This window comes from Agromyces hippuratus, from assembly GCF_013410355.1.
In the GTDB taxonomy this organism is placed as follows: Bacteria; Actinomycetota; Actinomycetes; order Actinomycetales; family Microbacteriaceae; genus Agromyces; species Agromyces hippuratus.
The window spans coordinates 3,370,594-3,386,441 of the sequence record NZ_JACCFI010000001.1 but is presented as its reverse complement, the minus strand read 5'-3'; the positions used below and the strand labels follow the sequence as shown (position 1 = coordinate 3,386,441).

At 71.2% G+C, this 15,848-nt stretch carries 15 protein-coding genes; 7 read left to right on the top strand and 8 right to left on the bottom strand.

Going from position 1 to position 15,848, the window contains the following annotated elements:
* The first annotated feature begins 196 nt into the window (after positions 1-196).
* Positions 197-1,660: a Gfo/Idh/MocA family protein gene (locus tag BJY17_RS15820; protein WP_179552210.1), complete on the top strand. Its 1,464-nt coding sequence runs from the start codon at positions 197-199 to the stop codon at positions 1,658-1,660.
* 25 nt (positions 1,661-1,685) lie between these two features.
* Positions 1,686-2,849, top strand: a complete 1,164-nt coding sequence (locus BJY17_RS15815; protein ID WP_218889931.1) for an NEW3 domain-containing protein — start codon at positions 1,686-1,688, stop codon at positions 2,847-2,849.
* Positions 2,850-2,931: 82 nt separating this feature from the next.
* Here the strand turns inward: BJY17_RS15815 and BJY17_RS15810 are convergent, their stop codons facing one another.
* A complete protein-coding gene (locus BJY17_RS15810) occupies positions 2,932-4,278 on the bottom strand; it encodes a class I SAM-dependent methyltransferase (protein WP_179552209.1) in 1,347 nt (448 codons plus the stop codon).
* Positions 4,275-5,654 (bottom strand): FAD-binding oxidoreductase, encoded by a 1,380-nt coding sequence (locus BJY17_RS15805; RefSeq protein WP_179552208.1) that lies wholly within the window; start codon positions 5,652-5,654, stop codon positions 4,275-4,277. The genes BJY17_RS15810 and BJY17_RS15805 overlap by 4 nt, the downstream gene beginning before the upstream one ends.
* 88 nt (positions 5,655-5,742) lie before the next feature.
* Here BJY17_RS15805 and BJY17_RS15800 point away from each other — a divergent pair, with 88 nt between their 5' ends.
* Complete coding sequence (locus BJY17_RS15800; RefSeq protein WP_179552207.1) at positions 5,743-6,423, top strand: YdeI/OmpD-associated family protein; 681 nt, start codon at positions 5,743-5,745, stop codon at positions 6,421-6,423.
* Positions 6,424-6,433: 10 nt separating this feature from the next.
* Here BJY17_RS15800 and BJY17_RS15795 read toward each other — a convergent pair whose 3' ends face one another.
* Entirely contained in the window at positions 6,434-7,237 is an 804-nt protein-coding gene (locus tag BJY17_RS15795) for an alpha/beta fold hydrolase (protein ID WP_179552206.1), read from the bottom strand.
* Between the two features lie 131 nt (positions 7,238-7,368).
* On the opposite strand from BJY17_RS15795, the gene BJY17_RS15790 reads away from it, so the two are divergent.
* The 3 genes from BJY17_RS15790 to BJY17_RS15780 are packed head-to-tail and all read left to right on the top strand — an operon-like array spanning position 7,369 to position 9,943.
* The gene (locus BJY17_RS15790) at positions 7,369-8,079 is read left to right on the top strand and encodes a DUF2306 domain-containing protein (protein WP_179552205.1); all 711 of its coding nucleotides are present in this window, start codon (positions 7,369-7,371) and stop codon (positions 8,077-8,079) included.
* Positions 8,080-8,084: 5 nt separating this feature from the next.
* Positions 8,085-9,239, top strand: coding sequence for a sensor histidine kinase (locus BJY17_RS15785; protein ID WP_179552204.1), 1,155 nt, complete (start codon positions 8,085-8,087; stop codon positions 9,237-9,239).
* Complete coding sequence (locus tag BJY17_RS15780) at positions 9,236-9,943, top strand: response regulator (RefSeq protein ID WP_179552916.1); 708 nt, start codon at positions 9,236-9,238, stop codon at positions 9,941-9,943. The genes BJY17_RS15785 and BJY17_RS15780 overlap by 4 nt, the downstream gene beginning before the upstream one ends.
* 23 nt (positions 9,944-9,966) lie before the next feature.
* On the opposite strand, the gene BJY17_RS15775 is transcribed toward BJY17_RS15780, so the two are convergent.
* Positions 9,967-10,470, bottom strand: coding sequence for a bifunctional nuclease family protein (locus BJY17_RS15775; protein WP_179552203.1), 504 nt, complete (start codon positions 10,468-10,470; stop codon positions 9,967-9,969).
* Positions 10,471-10,634: 164 nt separating this feature from the next.
* On the opposite strand from BJY17_RS15775, the gene BJY17_RS15770 reads away from it, so the two are divergent.
* Entirely contained in the window at positions 10,635-11,774 is a 1,140-nt protein-coding gene (locus tag BJY17_RS15770) for an acyl-CoA dehydrogenase family protein (protein WP_179552202.1), read from the top strand.
* A gap of 42 nt (positions 11,775-11,816) precedes the next feature.
* Here BJY17_RS15770 and BJY17_RS18635 read toward each other — a convergent pair whose 3' ends face one another.
* The 4 genes from BJY17_RS18635 to BJY17_RS15750 are packed head-to-tail and all read right to left on the bottom strand — an operon-like array spanning position 11,817 to position 15,757.
* A complete protein-coding gene (locus BJY17_RS18635) occupies positions 11,817-12,407 on the bottom strand; it encodes a TetR/AcrR family transcriptional regulator (RefSeq protein WP_179552201.1) in 591 nt (196 codons plus the stop codon).
* Between the two features lies 1 nt (position 12,408).
* Positions 12,409-13,977: a cytochrome b/b6 domain-containing protein gene (locus tag BJY17_RS15760; protein ID WP_179552200.1), complete on the bottom strand. Its 1,569-nt coding sequence runs from the start codon at positions 13,975-13,977 to the stop codon at positions 12,409-12,411.
* A 6-nt stretch (positions 13,978-13,983) separates the two neighbouring features.
* Entirely contained in the window at positions 13,984-14,970 is a 987-nt protein-coding gene (locus tag BJY17_RS15755; RefSeq protein ID WP_179552199.1) for an electron transfer flavoprotein subunit alpha/FixB family protein, read from the bottom strand.
* Positions 14,971-14,980: 10 nt separating this feature from the next.
* Entirely contained in the window at positions 14,981-15,757 is a 777-nt protein-coding gene (locus BJY17_RS15750) for an electron transfer flavoprotein subunit beta/FixA family protein (protein WP_179552198.1), read from the bottom strand.
* Between the last annotated feature and the right edge of the window lie 91 nt (positions 15,758-15,848).

Below are 15,848 nucleotides of genomic sequence, written 5' to 3'. Positions count from 1 at the left end.
GATGATTTCTGCGCACCGTCACGTCGCCTGCACGCGGCCGAACGCCACGGCCTTCTCCTGCGTGCGCGCAGAAGAACTGATCATTTGTGATTGAAACCCTCAATATTCCGTCAACTCTTGACACGAACCGATCAGGCCAGCAGGGTGTGGGATACCGAGCATCACCGAGCATTCCCTACCTCATCTGGAGAGTGTCATGACGCGTTTCCTCACCACCCCCCGCCCGACCGAGCATCCGATCACCGCTGATCGGGACTCGGGGGCATTCGGCTTCAGCCGGCGAAACCTCCTCGGCGGAATCCTCGCCGGCGTCGCCGTCACCGCCGTCGTTCCCTCGATCGCCAATGCGGCGATCATCCCCGCCCGGAAGGGCGGCGCCACGTCGATGGCGAACGAGCCGTTCGAAGCCGTCGACGTCGTCAAGATCGGCCTCATCGGCCTCGGCAACCGGGGCATGGGCATGCTGAACGGATGGGTCGACGTGCCCGGCACCGCCGTCACGGCGGTCTGCGACATCCGGGCCGACCGTGCCACCACTGCGGCCGACCGGGTCGCCGGCAAGGGCAAGCCACGGCCTCGCGAGTACGGCGGCAGCGACGAGTCCTTCCAGAAGATGCTCGACACCGAAGAGCTCGACCTGGTCTACATCGCGACACCGTGGGAGTTCCATCACGCACACGGCAAGGCCGCCCTGCTCGCAGGAGCGCACGCGGGAATCGAGCTGCCGATCGCGACGGAGCTCGACGAGCTCTGGGATCTCGTCGACACCTCCGAGCGCACGCGCAAGCACCTGTTCCTCGCTGAGAACTGCTCGTACGGACGCAACGAACTCGCGATGCTGAAGATGGCGCACGAGGGCGTCTTCGGCGACGTCACGAGCGGCCACGGCGGCTACCTGCACGATCTCCGCTCGCTGCTGTTCGCCGACGGCTACTACACCGACGACTGGCGCCGCCTCTGGCACACCCGCAGCACCGCGAGCTTCTACCCGATGCACGGACTCGCACCGATCGCCGCCGCCATGGACATCAACCGGGGCGACCGCCTCGACACGTTGACGGCGACGGCGACGGCGGCACGCGGCCTCGCCGACTACCGCGAGCGCTTCGTGCCCCGCGACCACCGCTCGTGGAAGGAGGAGTACATCAACGGCGACCTCGTCACCTGCATGATCACGACGGCGAACGGCCGCACGATCCGCGCCGAGCACAACGTCAGCCAGCCTCGCCCCTACAGCCGCATCAACACGCTCGAGGGCAGCAGGGGCATCTTCGAGGACTACGTCGGCGGCGATTCGACGGGTGCCCGCATCTACGCCGAGCCGTATCACGGCGGCGACACCTGGCGCGGCGCGAGCGCGATGCGCACCGAGTTCGACCACTGGCTCTGGAAGGACCTCGAGGGTCCGGCCGCCGGCGGCGGCCACGGCGGCATGGACTACATCCTGCAGTGGCGGATCGTGCAGCAGATGCGCGCCGGTCTCGTGCCCGACATCGACGTCTACGACTCCGCCGCCTGGTGCGCGCCGGTGCCGCTCAGTGTGAAGTCGCTCGAGAAGGGCGGCAAGCCCGTCGAGGTGCCCGACTTCACCCGTGGCGAGTGGAAGAAGCTGCGCCTCGGCCTCGACTCCACCCGCTCCGCCATGCCCGCCGTCGTCTGATCGATCAGCTGAGAGAGGATTCACCATGTCGATGAAGTTCCTTCGCCGTGCCGCGATCGCCGGCGTGTTCGTGCTCGCCGCGTCCACCTGGTCGACGTCGGCCGTGGCCGGCGCATTCGCCGAGGAGACGCCCGCCGCGACCGCCCCACCTGCCGCATCCGATGCGGCGGAGACCGCAGCACCCGAGACCGAGGCACCCGAGACCGAGGCACCCGAATCGGAGGCACCCGCCACCGAGGCACCCGCCGAGTCGGCGACGTCGTCGGAGGTCGATGACCCCGAGACGCCCGCGGCGGCGGAGCCCGCGCCCGAGATCGTGGTGTCGATCCCCGAGGTCGACCTCGAAGGCCCGGCGATCGCCGAGGTCGAGGTCACCGTGTCGAACGACTCGTCCGAGAAGATGAGCTCGGTCGTCGTCTCCTTCGCGGGCCCGGTCGGATGGCAGGTGGTGCCGTCGAGCCAGAAGGTCGACTCGATCAAGCCCGGCCGCGACCAGTCCGCGACCTTCCAGATCCGCGTCCCGGAGAAGCGCCCCGGCTTCGCACTGCGCGTCTTCACCTCGACGGTCGCCTACAAGGGCGGCGACGGTGCGGGAAGCGCGACCGGGGTGCGAGCGATGCCGACGACGCCGCCCACCGACTCGCTCCCCACGCTCTTCAACAACGTGGGCATCACGGCCCTGTCGCAGACGACCGCAGGCAACTTCGACGGCGAGGGCAACACGTTCTCGGCGGAGCAGCTCGCAGCGGTGGGCGCCGCACCGGGCGCCCAGCTCGAGGCGCTCGGAGCCACGCTCACGATGCCGTCGTCGCAGCCGGGCACCGCCGACAACGTCACGGCGGCCGGGCAGGCGCTCCGCATCAGCGGACAGGGGCAGCGACTCGTCTTCCTCGGCTCCGGCTCCAGTCTCGGCGCGACCGGCACCGCGACCGTCTTCTACACCGACGGCACGACCAGCTCGGGCGCCATCGGATTCCCGAACTGGTCGTTCCACGACGAGAATGCGCACGGCGCCGAACTCGCGATCTCGACGAACGGCCGGAACCGACCGAGCGGGTACGGCGACGCCGCCTATCAGTACCGCATGTTCGCGCATTCGGTGCCGCTGACAGCGGGCAAGACGGTCGACTTCGTCGTACTGCCGACGAACAGCTCGATGCACATCTTCTCGATCGCGGTCGCTCCCTGATCCGCTCGCGCTGATCGATTCGCGCCCGGCCGATGATCATCGGTCGGGCGCGAACGCGTCGGCACGAGTGATCGCGAGCGGATCAGGGCGTCCACCACGGCCGCAGCGGCAGGTCGCCGGTGCCGCCCCGCTCGTCGGGCCGCACGGCGAGCACCTGGTGCAGTTGGATGCCGTTCGTCTCGAAGGCGAGCCGGGACCCCGCCATGTAGAGGCCCCACACCTTCGCGGTCGGCAGCCCGACCTCGGCGACCGCCTCGTCCCAGTGCGCGACGAGGTTCGCGCACCAGTCGCGCAGCGTCATCGCGTAGTGCAGGCGCAGGTTCTCTTCATGCATCACCTCGAGCCCCACGTCCTGCGCCTCGGTGATGATGCGGCCCGAGCCGGTGAGCTCGCCGTCGGGGAACACGTAGCGATCGATGAACCCCTTCGCCGCGGGCTCCGATCGGTTGTCGGGCCGGGTGATGCAGTGGTTCAGCAGCAGCCCGCCGGTGCGCAGTCGCGACTGCAGGAACGTGAAGTACGACGCGTAGTTCTTCACGCCGATGTGCTCGAGCAGGCCGATCGACGAGACCGCGTCGAAGCCCGACTCGGTGATGTCGCGGTAGTCGCCGTAGCGCACCTCGGCGAAGTCGCTCAGCCCCTCGTCGAGGATGGCCTGCTGCGCCCACGCGGTCTGCTCGGCCGACAGCGTCACGCCGAGGGCACGGACGCCGCGGCGCGCCGCATAGCGCACCATGCCGCCCCAGCCGCACCCGACGTCGAGCAGTCGGTCGCCGGGGTGCAACCGCAGCTTCTCGAAGACCAGTCGGTACTTGTTCTCCTGCGCCTCGTCGAGTGAGGCGTCGTCGTCGGGATAGCACGCGCAGGTGTAGGTCATCGAGGGTCCGAGCACCCATTCGTAGAAGGTGTTCGAGACGTCGTAGTGGTGGTGGATCGCCTCGGCATCGCGGCTCTTCGAGTGCCGCAGCCCCTCGGCGACGCGACGCCAGCGGGGCGGCGCCTCCCGCGGGGGCGGCGCGATCGGGCGCAGGTGCTCGAGCCCGATCGAGCGGATGACGTGTGCCATCGTGCGCGGCGGCGGCAGCTTGAAGACGAGCTCGTCGGCGAGCGCCTTCAGCAATTCGTAGGGGTCGCCGGGGTGCACGCCGTGGATGTCGATGTCGCCGGCGATGTAGGCGCGCGCGAGACCGAGGTCGCCGCGCCCGGTGGCGAGGTAGGTGGTGCCCCGCGGGCTCTTCAGCTCGATGCCGAGTGACGCGTCGGGCGGCCCGGCCGAACTGCCGTCGTAGGCGGTGAAGTGCAGCGGCAGCCGGCCGCCGGCGAAGATCTCGAGGATCTCGGCGAGGGTGAGCTTGCCAGAGGCATCCGTCGCCTCGTGGTGTTCGGGTGTCTCAGCCGCCTCAGCCGCCGTGCCCTTGGTCGTGGTCATCGTCGTTGCACCGCCTTCGCGTAGAGGTCGAGGAGTCGGGAGCCGGGGTCGTACCGATGCTTGGCGGCCCGGTAGGCGTCACCGCCGTAGAGGGCGTCGAACTCCTCGCGGGAGTAGAAGGCGTCGGAGTAGAGCGACTTGTGGCCGTCGAGCGCGCTGACCTCGCGTTCGATGCTGCGGTTCGTCTCGCCCTCGCTCGCCCCGACCGGCACCGTCGACCAGAAGCCCACGTTGACGTAGCTGCGGTGCGGTTCGAGCGGGTAGAACGGCCAGGCGTCGTCGCCCCGCAGCCGCAGCGGGCACAGCCAGATCGGCTCGATCGGTACGTGCTCCAGGAACCAGTCGAGGAACTCCGCGCACCGCTCGATCGGTACCTCGACGTCCTGGATGACGCGTTCGCGTGGCGGCAACCCCTTGAGCGCCTCGAGGCGATTGCCGAGGTCGTAGCGCCGTTCGAGTCGCATCAGCGTCGCGTACGACCTGCTGCGCCGCAGTCGGCGCGGCCAGAGCCGGCGGATGAGCGGATGCTGCGCGCCGAACGCCTCGGAGCACCAGAACCAGTCGGTGTCCCACCGCCACAGGTAGTCGTGCGTCGTGAGGCGGTCGTGCGCGGCTCCGCCGTCGTGCTGCATGGAGCGGTAGAACACCCGCTGCCCGGTGTAGTCGCTGACGGGGCCGGATGCCGCGGTCCGCCGCCCGACGCAGAGGTACGACTCCTCGGCGCTGAACACGACGCCGTCGAGGTAGTCGACGTCGACCTCGTCGTGCCGGCCCGTCTGGACGATGCCGTGCATCGCATCGACGAGGTCGGCGACGGCGTGGAACCGCAGGTGGGTGAGCGCGACGAACGGCAGCACCGGCTCGAGCTCGATGCGCAGGCGCACCGCGTAGCCGAGCGTGCCGTACGAGTTCGGGAAGGCGCGGAACAGCTCGGCGTGCTCGCTCGGCGACGCCGTGAGCAGTTCCCCCGCCCCCGTCAGGACGTCCATCTCGAGCACCGACTCGTGCGGCAGGCCGTTGCGGAACGACGTCGACTCGATGCCGAGGCCCGTGACCGCGCCGCCGAGGGTGATGGTCTTCAGCTGCGGCACGACGAGTGGCGCGAGACCGAACGGCAGGGTGGCCGCGACGAGGTCCTCGTAGGTGCACATGCCCGCCACGTCGGCGGTGCGCGCCTCGACGTCGACCGAGATGACGTGCGTCAGGCCCGAGGTGTCGAGGCCAGGGGCATCCGTCGCCGCTCTCGACCGGAAGAGGTTGGAGGTGCGCTTGGCGAGCCGCACCGGCGACCCGGGAGGCACGGCCCGGTAGCTCGCGAGCAGGCGCTCCACGCCGGCGGCGTGGGTGGTGCGTGCGTCGATCGCTGGTGCGGACACGCCTCCAAACTAGTCCGCGGTGCCTGCGTGCGCATCAGCTCGTCCACATGATCCCGTGCGCGTCGTCGGGTGCTGGCAGACTCGGGGCATGACGACGGAGATCGGCACCCCCGGCGGCACCCCCGAACGCCCGGCGCGCTTCTTCGCCTCGCCCGAGGAGTTCCGAGCGTGGCTCGAGGCCAACCACGACACGGCCACCGAACTCTGGATGGGCCTGTACAAGAAGCACGTGCCCGATCGCGGGCTGACCTGGGAAGCGGCGGTGCCCGAGGCTCTGTGCTTCGGCTGGATCGACTCGGTCTCCCAGCGCATCGACGACGATGCCCGGCGCCAGCGGTGGACCCCGCGCAAGGCCGCGAGCACCTGGTCGAGCGTGAACATCGCGCACGTCGAACGCCTCACGGCAGCAGGCCGTATGCACGCGGCCGGCATCGCCGCCTTCGAGCGCCGAAGCGAAGATCGATCCGGCATCTACTCCCATGAGAACCCCGACCCTGGGCTGCCTGCCGAGGCCGCGGCTCGGCTCGCCGCGAACCCGGCCGCCTCGGCGTTCTGGCAGGCCGCGACGCCGACCTATCGTCGCGTGGTCGCGCACTGGGTGCTCAGCGCCAAGCAGGAGGCGACCCGCGAGCGGCGCCTCGCCCAGCTCATCGACGACAGCGCGGCCGGCCGCCTCGTCTCGTTCCAGCGCTACGGCGAGACGCCGAAGTGGCTGGAGCGGGCCGCCGAGGCGGCGCGAGCCGCGGCATCCGCGACGACGACCGACTGACCGCGCGCGATCAGGCGCCGAAGAACTCCACCGCTGCCTCGCGGAACACCCGCGAGCCGGGCGCGTTGAAGTGGTGTCGCGCCGGCAGCTCGACGAAGGTGCCGTTCGGCGTCGCGCGCGCGAGCAGCTTGGACTGCGCGAGGATCGCGTCTTCGCTGCCGGTCGCGAACAGGATCGGCTGCAGCGGCGGGTGCGCGACGTCGGGGTCGGCGTCGCCGAGCCGCATGCCCTCGGCGAGCGCGACGAGCGCACGCAGGTCGTTGCCCGCGACCCGCTCGGCGAGGGTCACGTAGTTGCGGGTGACCTGGTCCTCGACCGGGGTGCCGTGCTCGGCGAAGGCGCGCGCCTGCTCGATCTGCAGCCGCGCGAGCGGCCGCCCATCGGGGATGCCGCCGAGCACTGCGCGCTCGACGTGGTCGGGCACCTGCACGGCGACCTGCCAGCCGACGCGTGCGCCGAGCGAGTAGCCGGCGTAGAAGACGACGTCGAGCAGGTAGGTGTCGAGCACGGTCGTGATGTCGTCGACGAAGGCGTCCATGCCGTAGGCGGATGCCTCGTGCGGCTTGTCGCTCGCACCGTGGCCGCGCTGGTCGATGCCGAGCACCCGGTATCCGGCGCGCGTGAGGTCGCGTACCCACCCCGTGCTGACCCAGTTGTCGCGGCAGCTCGAGGCGAAGCCGTGCACGCAGAGCACCGTCGGGGCGTCCTCGTCTCCCCATGAGTAGGTGGCGATGCGGATGCCGTCGCCCGACATCACGTACTGCGGCGCGGGCATCTCGGTGAGGGCGGGAAGAGATGGGAGCGAGGCATCCATGTCAGCCATCCTCTCGTTCTCTCCCGTGCTCCGAGCGGATGTCGCGGGGCGCGCCGCATCGGCCGAAGGGACGAGGCAGGTCGAGCCGATCGCCCGATGTCGCACGCGCCCGTTCCCGCGAGCATCGGGGCATGACCGAAGCATCCGCTCGCCAGACCGTGTCGCGCACGACCGCACCGAGCCGCCGGGAGTGGCTCGCACCCGTCGGCCTCATCCTCCTCAGCCTGGTGCCGGTCGTCGCCGGCAGCATGCGGCTCTCCGAACTCGCGAGCGACCCGGTCGTGACGGCCGACAACGCACGGTTCGTCGTCTTCCCGGCGCCGGTCATCGTGCATATCGTCGGCGCGACCGTCTTCGCGCTGCTCGGGGCCCTGCAGTTCGCGCCGTCGCTGCGTCGGCACCGCTGGCACCGCATCTCTGGGCGCATCGCGGCACCGGCGGGCCTCCTCGCCGCCCTGTCGGGCCTCTGGCTGACGGTCTTCTCCGACCTCCCCGCCTCCGACGGGCAGGCGCTCGCCGTCATCCGCCTCGTGTTCGGCTCGGCGATGGCGGCGAGCATCGTCGTCGCGTTCGTCGCGGTCCGGCGCGGCGACCTCCGCACCCACAGCGCCTGGATGACCCGGGGCTACGCGATCGGTCTCGCTGCGGGCACCCAGGTGTTCACGATGCTCCCGTGGTTCCTGCTCTTCGGCGTGCCCGACGTGAACCAGCGCGCCGCGCTCATGGCCGCCGGCTGGCTGATCAACCTCGCCGTCGCCGAGGTCGTCATCCGGCGGCGCGACGCCCGCGGCATGTTCCGTCCTTCCGGCCGATCCGCACGTGCCGCCGCAGCCCTACGATGAGGGGCATGACGAGCCCCGCCCGCGTGCTGTGGGATGCGCCGGCCGCGTCGCCGTCGCCGCCCGGCCGCGTCTGGCGCGACTGGGTGCTCGTCGCGGCGATCCCGCCGCTCGTGCTGCTCGAGGCGGCGCTGCGCACCGACGTGCCGTGGCGCTGGCTCTGGGCCGTCGTGCTCATCGCGCTCGTGCCGACCCTGCTCTGGCGGCGCACCCGGCCGCTCCTCATGCTCGTCATCGCGTTCGGCACCGGCGCGGTGGTCTCGGTGGCGACGGGCGGCGACCCGCAGCTCGCCGCGACCGCCTACATGCTCGTGCTGGTCTACGCCGTGTTCCGGTGGGGCGACGGTCGGGCGCGCATCGTCGGCGCGGCACTGCTCGTCGGCTCGACGACGCTCTCCCTCGCGTTCGGACCGACGACGCTCACCGATCTCGTCGGCGGCACGGCCGTGCTCGTCGCCACCATCTCGCTCGGTGCGGCGTTCCGTTGGCGGGCGGGATCGCGCGCCCGCCAACTCGACCGGGTGAAGCTCGACGAGCGCGAGCAGCTCGCTCGCGACCTGCACGACACGGTGGCGCACCACGTCTCGGCGATCGCGATCCAGGCGCAGGCCGGCACGGTGCTGGCGGCGACCGACCCCGGTGCCGCGATCGCAGCGCTGCGCACCATCGAGGGCGAGGCCTCGCGCACGCTCGCCGAGATGCGATCGATCGTGCGGGTGCTGCGCCGAGCGGATGCCGCCGAGCTCGCGCCGGGGCCGGGACTCGGCGATCTCCGCGGACTCGCGTCGGCCGACTCGGCCGACTCCACCGACTCCGCGTCGGCATCTCCCCGCGTCGAGGTGCGGGTCACCGGCGACGCCGAGTCCGTGCCGCCGACGATCGGCGCCGCCGTCTACCGCATGGCGCAGGAGTCGGTGACGAACGCGCGGCGTCATGCTCGCGGGGCGACTCGGGTCGAGGTGCTCGTGCAGGTCGACGACGCCGGCATCCGGCTCGACGTTCACGACGACGGGGTCGCCGCGGCATCCGCTTCGCCCGGGTTCGGCATCGTCGGCATGGTCGAGCGCGCGACGCTGCTCGGCGGCACGTGCGCTGCAGGCGCCGCACCCGAGGGCGGCTGGACCGTGACCGCGGCACTCCCCCGCAGCGGGTGGGCGACGTGACCGTGCGCGTGCTGATCGCCGACGACCAGGAGCTCGTGCGGGCGGGGCTCCGCGTGCTCCTCGACACGCAGCCCGACATCGAGGTGGTCGCCGAGGCCGCCGACGGCGCCGAGGCGATCGCCCTCGCGCGGCGGCTGCGTCCCGACGTGTGCCTCCTCGACATCCGCATGCCGGGCACCGACGGCCTCGAGGCCACCCGGGCGATCGCCGGTCCGGATGTCGCGGAGCCGATCCCGGTCGTCGTGATCACGACCTTCGACCTCGACGAGTACGTCTACGCAGCCCTGCGCGCCGGCGCTCGAGGTTTCCTCCTGAAGGACGCCGGCCCGGCGATGCTCGCCGAGGCGGTGCACGCCGCCGCCCGCGGCGACGCGCTCATCGCGCCGAACGTGACGGTGCGGCTGCTCGAGGCGTTCGCGGGCGCGGAACCTGCGAGCGGTCCGAAGTCGACCGGGTCGGCCGGCGTCATCGGCCCGCCCGGCTCCGGGTCTGCGCGACCCGTCGAGCCGCTCACCGCCCGCGAGCGCGAGGTGCTCGCTGCGGTCGCACGCGGTCTCGGCAACACCGAGGTCGCCGGCGAGCTGCACATCTCGCTCAGCACCGTGAAGACGCACATCGCGAGCCTCATGACGAAGCTCGGTGCACGCAACCGGGTCGAGCTCGCGATCTGGGCCATCGGCGAGGGCCGCGGCCGTCGCGACTGAGGTCGTCGTGCCGGAGGGCGGGGTCAGCCCTGGAAGTCCTCCGGATCCACGTCCTCGAGGAAGCGCTTGAACTCGTCGAGCCTCGCCTCGTCGCCGGCCTCGGTGCCGAAGTCGACCATCTCCGCCGGGATGCCGGCGACCTCGAGCACCTCCTCGGCGACCCAGATGGCGGCGTCCGCCCGCAACGCGAGCGCGATGGCGTCGGACGGACGCGAATCGATGGTCTGCGGCCCCGACGGGGTCGTGAGCGAGAGCTCCGCGAAGAAGGTGCCCTCCTCGATGCGGGTCAGGTCCACACGCTGGAGCTCGGCCCCGACCGCGGCGAACAACGTGGCGATGAGGTCGTGCGACAGCGGCCGGGGCGGCCGCCGCCCCTCGAGGGCGATGAGGATCGACGTCGCCTCCTGCGGGCCGATCCAGACCGGCAGCACGAGCCCGGTCCCCGTCTCCTCGTGCAGGGGCTTCAACAGCACGAGATTGCGCTGCAGGGAATCGAGCGCGATTCCGAGGACTCGAACCTGGACCACTTGCCTCCCGCCGGATGATCGGGTGCGACCCTGCCATCGTACGTCGAGCACCGCTCAACGACCCCGGGCGACTGGGATGCAACACCCAGCCGACTGGCTGTCCGATTCGCGGCGCGCCCGACTAGGCTCGGCCTCGGCGGCAGCGACGAAGGGCCGAGGGAGCCATGGGGAACGCACTCACCGAAGACCAGATCGCGATCGTCGATGCGGTGCGCGAATTCACGGCGGCCGAGCTCGCCCCGTTCGCGAACGAACGCGACCAGACGAAGCAGTTCCCGATCGAGGCGCTCGAACACGCCGGCCGACTCGGTCTCGGCGGCATCTACGTGCGCGAGGACGTCGGCGGCTCGGAGCTCGGCCGGTTCACGGCCGCGCTGATCTTCGAGGAGCTCGCCCGGGGCGACACCACGATCGCGGCCTACCTCTCGATCCACAACATGGTCGCGTGGATGATCGACCGCTACGGCGACGACGCGCAGCGCGAGCAGTGGCTGCCCGCGCTCACGACGCTCGTGGACCGCGCCAGCTACTGCCTCACCGAGCCGTCGGCGGGGTCGGATGCCGCGGCGATCACGACGACCGCCAGGCGCGAGGGCGACGAGTACGTGCTGAACGGCGTGAAGCAGTTCATCTCGGGCGCCGGCTCCTCTGCGGTCTACCTCGTCTTCGCGCGCACCGGGGAGCAAGGGCCCCGCGGCATCAGCGCGATCGTCGTGCCCGCCGAGGCATCCGGTCTCTCATTCGGCCCCGACGAGAAGAAGATGGGCTGGAATGCGCAGCCGACGCGCCAGGTCGTGCTCGAAGACGTGCGGGTGCCCGTCGGCAACCGCCTCGGCGCCGAAGGCGACGGCTTCGCCATCGCGATGTCGGGACTCGACGGCGGCCGGGTCAACATCGCCGCGTGCTCCATCGGCGGTGCGCAGTGGGCGCTCGACCAGACGCTCCGCTACGTGCGGGAGCGCGAGACCTTCGGGCACCCGCTCGGCGACCACCAGTCGGTCGTCTTCACCCTCGCCGACATGGCCACCGACCTCCATGCCGCCCGCCTGCTCGTGCACGATGCGGCAGAGTCCATCGACGCCAAGAGCCCCGACGCCACCTCGCGGTGCGCGATGGCGAAGCGGTTCGCGACCGACGCCGCGTTCACGGCGGCCAACAGCGCGCTGCAGTTGCACGGCGGCTACGGCTACCTCTCGGAGTACGGCATCGAGCGGGTGGTCCGCGACCTGCGCGTGCACCAGATCCTCGAGGGCACGAACGAGATCATGCGCATGATCGTCGGCCGGCGGCTGCTCGGCCGCTGAGGCGAGCCCGCGAGCACCGGGGCAGCCCGCTGGGGCCTCGCCTCAGCCCTCGACCGTGAGCATGCCGTGGTGCAGCAGGTCGAGGTAGTTCTCGCTCATGCTCGCCGCCGTGTGGCTTCCGCCGGGGCGGAACCAGAACACCGTCGACCATACGGTGTCGCGGATGAACCGGAACGCGAGCCGGGGATCGATGGTGTCGCGGAACACCCCGGTCTCCTGCCCCTCCATGATCTGGTCGAGCCACAGCTCCTCGATGCGCGCGGCGCCGTCGGCGAGGAACTCGAACCCCGGCTGGGTCATGAGGAACCCGGTCTCGTTCTGGTAGATGCGCACGTCGTCGGGCCGCTGCTCGATCGTGAGGAAGGCGTGCTCGATCAACTGGTCGAGGCGCTCGCGCGCACTGCCCCCGCTCGCGGCGATGCGCTCGAACGCCGAGAGCGTGTCGTGCTGGAAGCCGTGCAGGATCTCCTGCAGCACCGCCTCCTTCGAGGCGAAGTGGTGGTAGAGGCTCCCCGACAGGATGCCGGCCTCGTCGGCGATGTCGCGCACCGTCGTCGCCGAGTACCCTCGGGCGGCGATGAGCCGCCTCGCGATGACGATGATCTGGTCGCGCCGTTCGGAACCGTCGCCCACGTCAGCGCCCGCTGACCTTGCCGAACAGACGGGCGATCGGCGCGAGCACGAGCGGGCGCGCGGCGACCCAGACCGCCGCGATCACGACGAGCGAGGCGACGAAGATCCAGAACCCGGTCCAGTTCACGACGTCTTGGCTGGCGTACATGTGGTTGAGGTTGCGCAGCGCACCGGTCGCGAACACGAGCCCCACGTGCACGATGATGAACAGCACGAAATAGAGCATCACCGGGAAGTGCACGGCGCGCGCCCACTCCACCGGGTAGATGCGGTTCAGCGTCTTCGCGTTCTTCGGCCAGAGCCCCGACATGCGCACACCCGTGATCGCCGCGAGCGGCGCCGCGATGAAGACGGTGAGGAAGTAGGCGATCTGCTGCAGGCTGTTGTAGTTCACCCAGCCGTTCTCGGTCGGCCAGTCGAGCGAGAGGTACTGCAGCAGCGCCGACAGCGCGTTCGGGAAGACCTCCCAGCTCGTCGGCACGATCCGCATCCACTGCCCCGTCATGAAGAGGAGCACGACGAACACCGCGCCGTTGACGAGCCAGAGGATGTCGAGCGACTGGTGGAACCACAGCGAGAGGCTGATCTTGCGCTGGGGGTTCCAGCGCGGCGACCAGAACGCGGTCGGCCGCTTCTGCGTGCGCACCTGCAGGCCCGAACGCATGATGAGCACGATCAGGAACACGTTGAAGAAGTGCTGCCAGCCGATCCAGGCCGGGATGCCGATGGGCGCGGACTCGGGCAGGTGGTACTCGCCCGGGTAGGCCGCGATGAAGTCCTGCATCGGTGCCAGGCCGAGCAGCCAGTTCACCACGACGACCACGCCGGTCGCGGCGAGCAGCAGCCCGAAGCCGCCGATGACGAGCGCGGCCGCCCACTCCGCTCGGGAGTACGGACCGTACAGCTTCGGCCACGGCTCGGCAGCAGGGCGAGCGGATGCCGCGGCGGCCGCGACCGGGCGGCGCGGGGGCTGGATCGGAGCGCGCTGCGGCGCCGGCGCGGCAGCGGCGACAGGTGCCGCCACAGGTGCGGCGATGGGTTCGGGGGCCGCTTCGACCTCGACCACGGATGCCGCGGCGACGCGCTCGGGCCTCGCAGGTGCCGAACCGGCGGGCGGCCAGGGCTCGCCGTCGGGCGTACGGGGCAGCCCGCGGCGGAGCGCTTCGCCGCCACCGGCCGACCCCGCCGCCGCCGCGGGAACGGCCGCAGCAGCGGGAACGGAATCGGCGCGACCGACGGCGGCCGCGACATCCGTTGCAGGAGTCACCGATGCCACGACGGGCGCCGCGGTGTCCACGACGGGCGCTGCCGAGGCGGGCGGCCACGGCTCGCCGCCGGGCACGCGGGGCAACCCGCGTCGCACCGTGCGCGCGGTCGACACGACAGCGGCAGGGGCGACGGCGACCACCGGTGCGACGGCTGCCGTGACATCCGCTGCCGCTGGAGCGCTCGCCGCGACGACCGCCGCCGGAGCGGCAGCCGTCCCTGCGATCTCGAACACGGGGGGCCAGGGGTCACCGCCGGCGACGCGGGGCAGGCCCTGCCGCGTCGTTCGCCCGTACGTCGCCATCGCGCGCTACGCCTTCCGCGCCTCGAGCGCGGCGATCAGCTGCGGCACGACGGTGAACAGGTCGCCCACGATGCCGAAGTCGGCGATCTCGAAGATCGGGGCGTCGCCGTCCTTGTTGATCGCGACGATCGTCTTCGCGGTCTGCATGCCCGCGCGGTGCTGGATCGCACCCGAGATGCCGAGCGCGATGTAGAGCTGCGGCGACACGGAGACGCCGGTCTGGCCGACCTGGTGCGACTGCGGGATGTAGCCGGCGTCGACCGCGGCACGCGACGCGCCGACGGCGGCGCCGAGCACGTCGGCGAGCTGCTCGACGAGCGCGAACCGGTCTTCCGAGCCGAGCCCGCGACCGCCCGAGACGACCTTCGCCGCACCGCGCAGCTCGGGGCGCGACGAGGCGACGACCTCTTCTTCGAGCGCGCCGATCTCAGCCGCCCTCCGGCCGGATGCCGCGACCTCGAGCCGCTCGATCGAGGCGGGCTGCGCCTCGGCGCGGGCGTCGATCGAGCCCTCGCGCACGGTGATGACGGGCGCACCCCAGGTGACGGCGGAGTCGACGTTGTAGGCGCCGCCGTAGACGGAGTGGTGGGCGACGATGCCCTCGGAATCGCGGGAGACCCCGACGGCGTCGACCGCGAGTCCCGAGCGCGAGCGCGCCGCGAAGCGGGCGGCGATCTCGCGCCCCTCGATCGAGTTCGACACGAGGATCGCGTCGGGCCGCACGAGTTCGGCGGCCGCGGCGAGCGCGTCGGCGCCCGGCACGGTGAGGCCCGAAACGGCAGCGGCATGCTCGGCGACGAGCACGTGGGTCGCGCCGAGCGCGTCGGCATCCGCTGCGGCCTGTTCGCCGTCGCCCGCGGCGGCGACGATCAGGGCGACGGGGGTGCCGACCCCGGCTGCGGCGCCGAGGAGGCCGGCGGCGCTCTTCGCGAGTGCACCCGACGGAGTGACGTCGAGGAGCACGAGGATCGAGTCTGCGGAGTAGTCAGTCATCGTGGTCCCTTTACGCGAGCCGGTTCTGGACGAGGTACTCGGCGAGGCGCTCGCCGGCATCACCCTCGTCGACGATCTTGGTGCCCGCCGAGCGGGGCGGCTTCTCGCCGAGCGAGATCACGATCGAGCGCGACGCCTCCGTGCTCTCGGCGTCGACGCCGAGGTCGGTGAGCGAGAGCGTCTCGAACGGCTTCTTCTTGGCGGCCATGATGCCCTTGAAGTTCGGGAACCGGGCATCGGGCAGCGCCTCGGTGATCGAGATCACCGCGGGCAGCGACGCCGTGACCTGCATCGTGCCGTGGTCGGTCGCGCGCTCCCCGCGAAGTTCGGCGCCGTCGATCTCGACCGAGTTCAGGCTCGTCGCGTTCGGCACGTCGAGGAGTTCGGCGATCATGGCCGGCAGCACTCCGCCGGAACCGTCGGTCGACTGGTTGCCCGCGATCACGAGGTCGAAGCCGATGCGCTGCAGCGCGGCCGCGAGCACCTCGGCGGTGAGGCCGAGGTCGGCGCCGAGGAGCGTCTCGTCGACGACCTGCACGGCGCTCGCGGCGCCCATCGCGAGGCCCTTGCGCACGGTCGCCGCAGCCGACCCGGGTGACATCGACAGCACGACGACCTCGGTGTCGGCGTGGGAGTCGGAGTGGGCGAGCGCCACCTCGAGCGCGCGCTCGCTGATCTCGTCGAGCACCGTCTCGCTCGCAGCACGGTCGGCGAGGCCGGTCTGCAGGTTGAGCTTGCGGTCTCCGTACGTGTCGGGGACTTCCTTGACCAGGACGACGATCTTCATTCCGCTCCTTCGACGAGTTGCTTCATCCTAACCAAGCACTTGCTTGCCCGAAAAGGGGCCTGTTTTGTGGGATGCCGCCAAACCCGCGCGC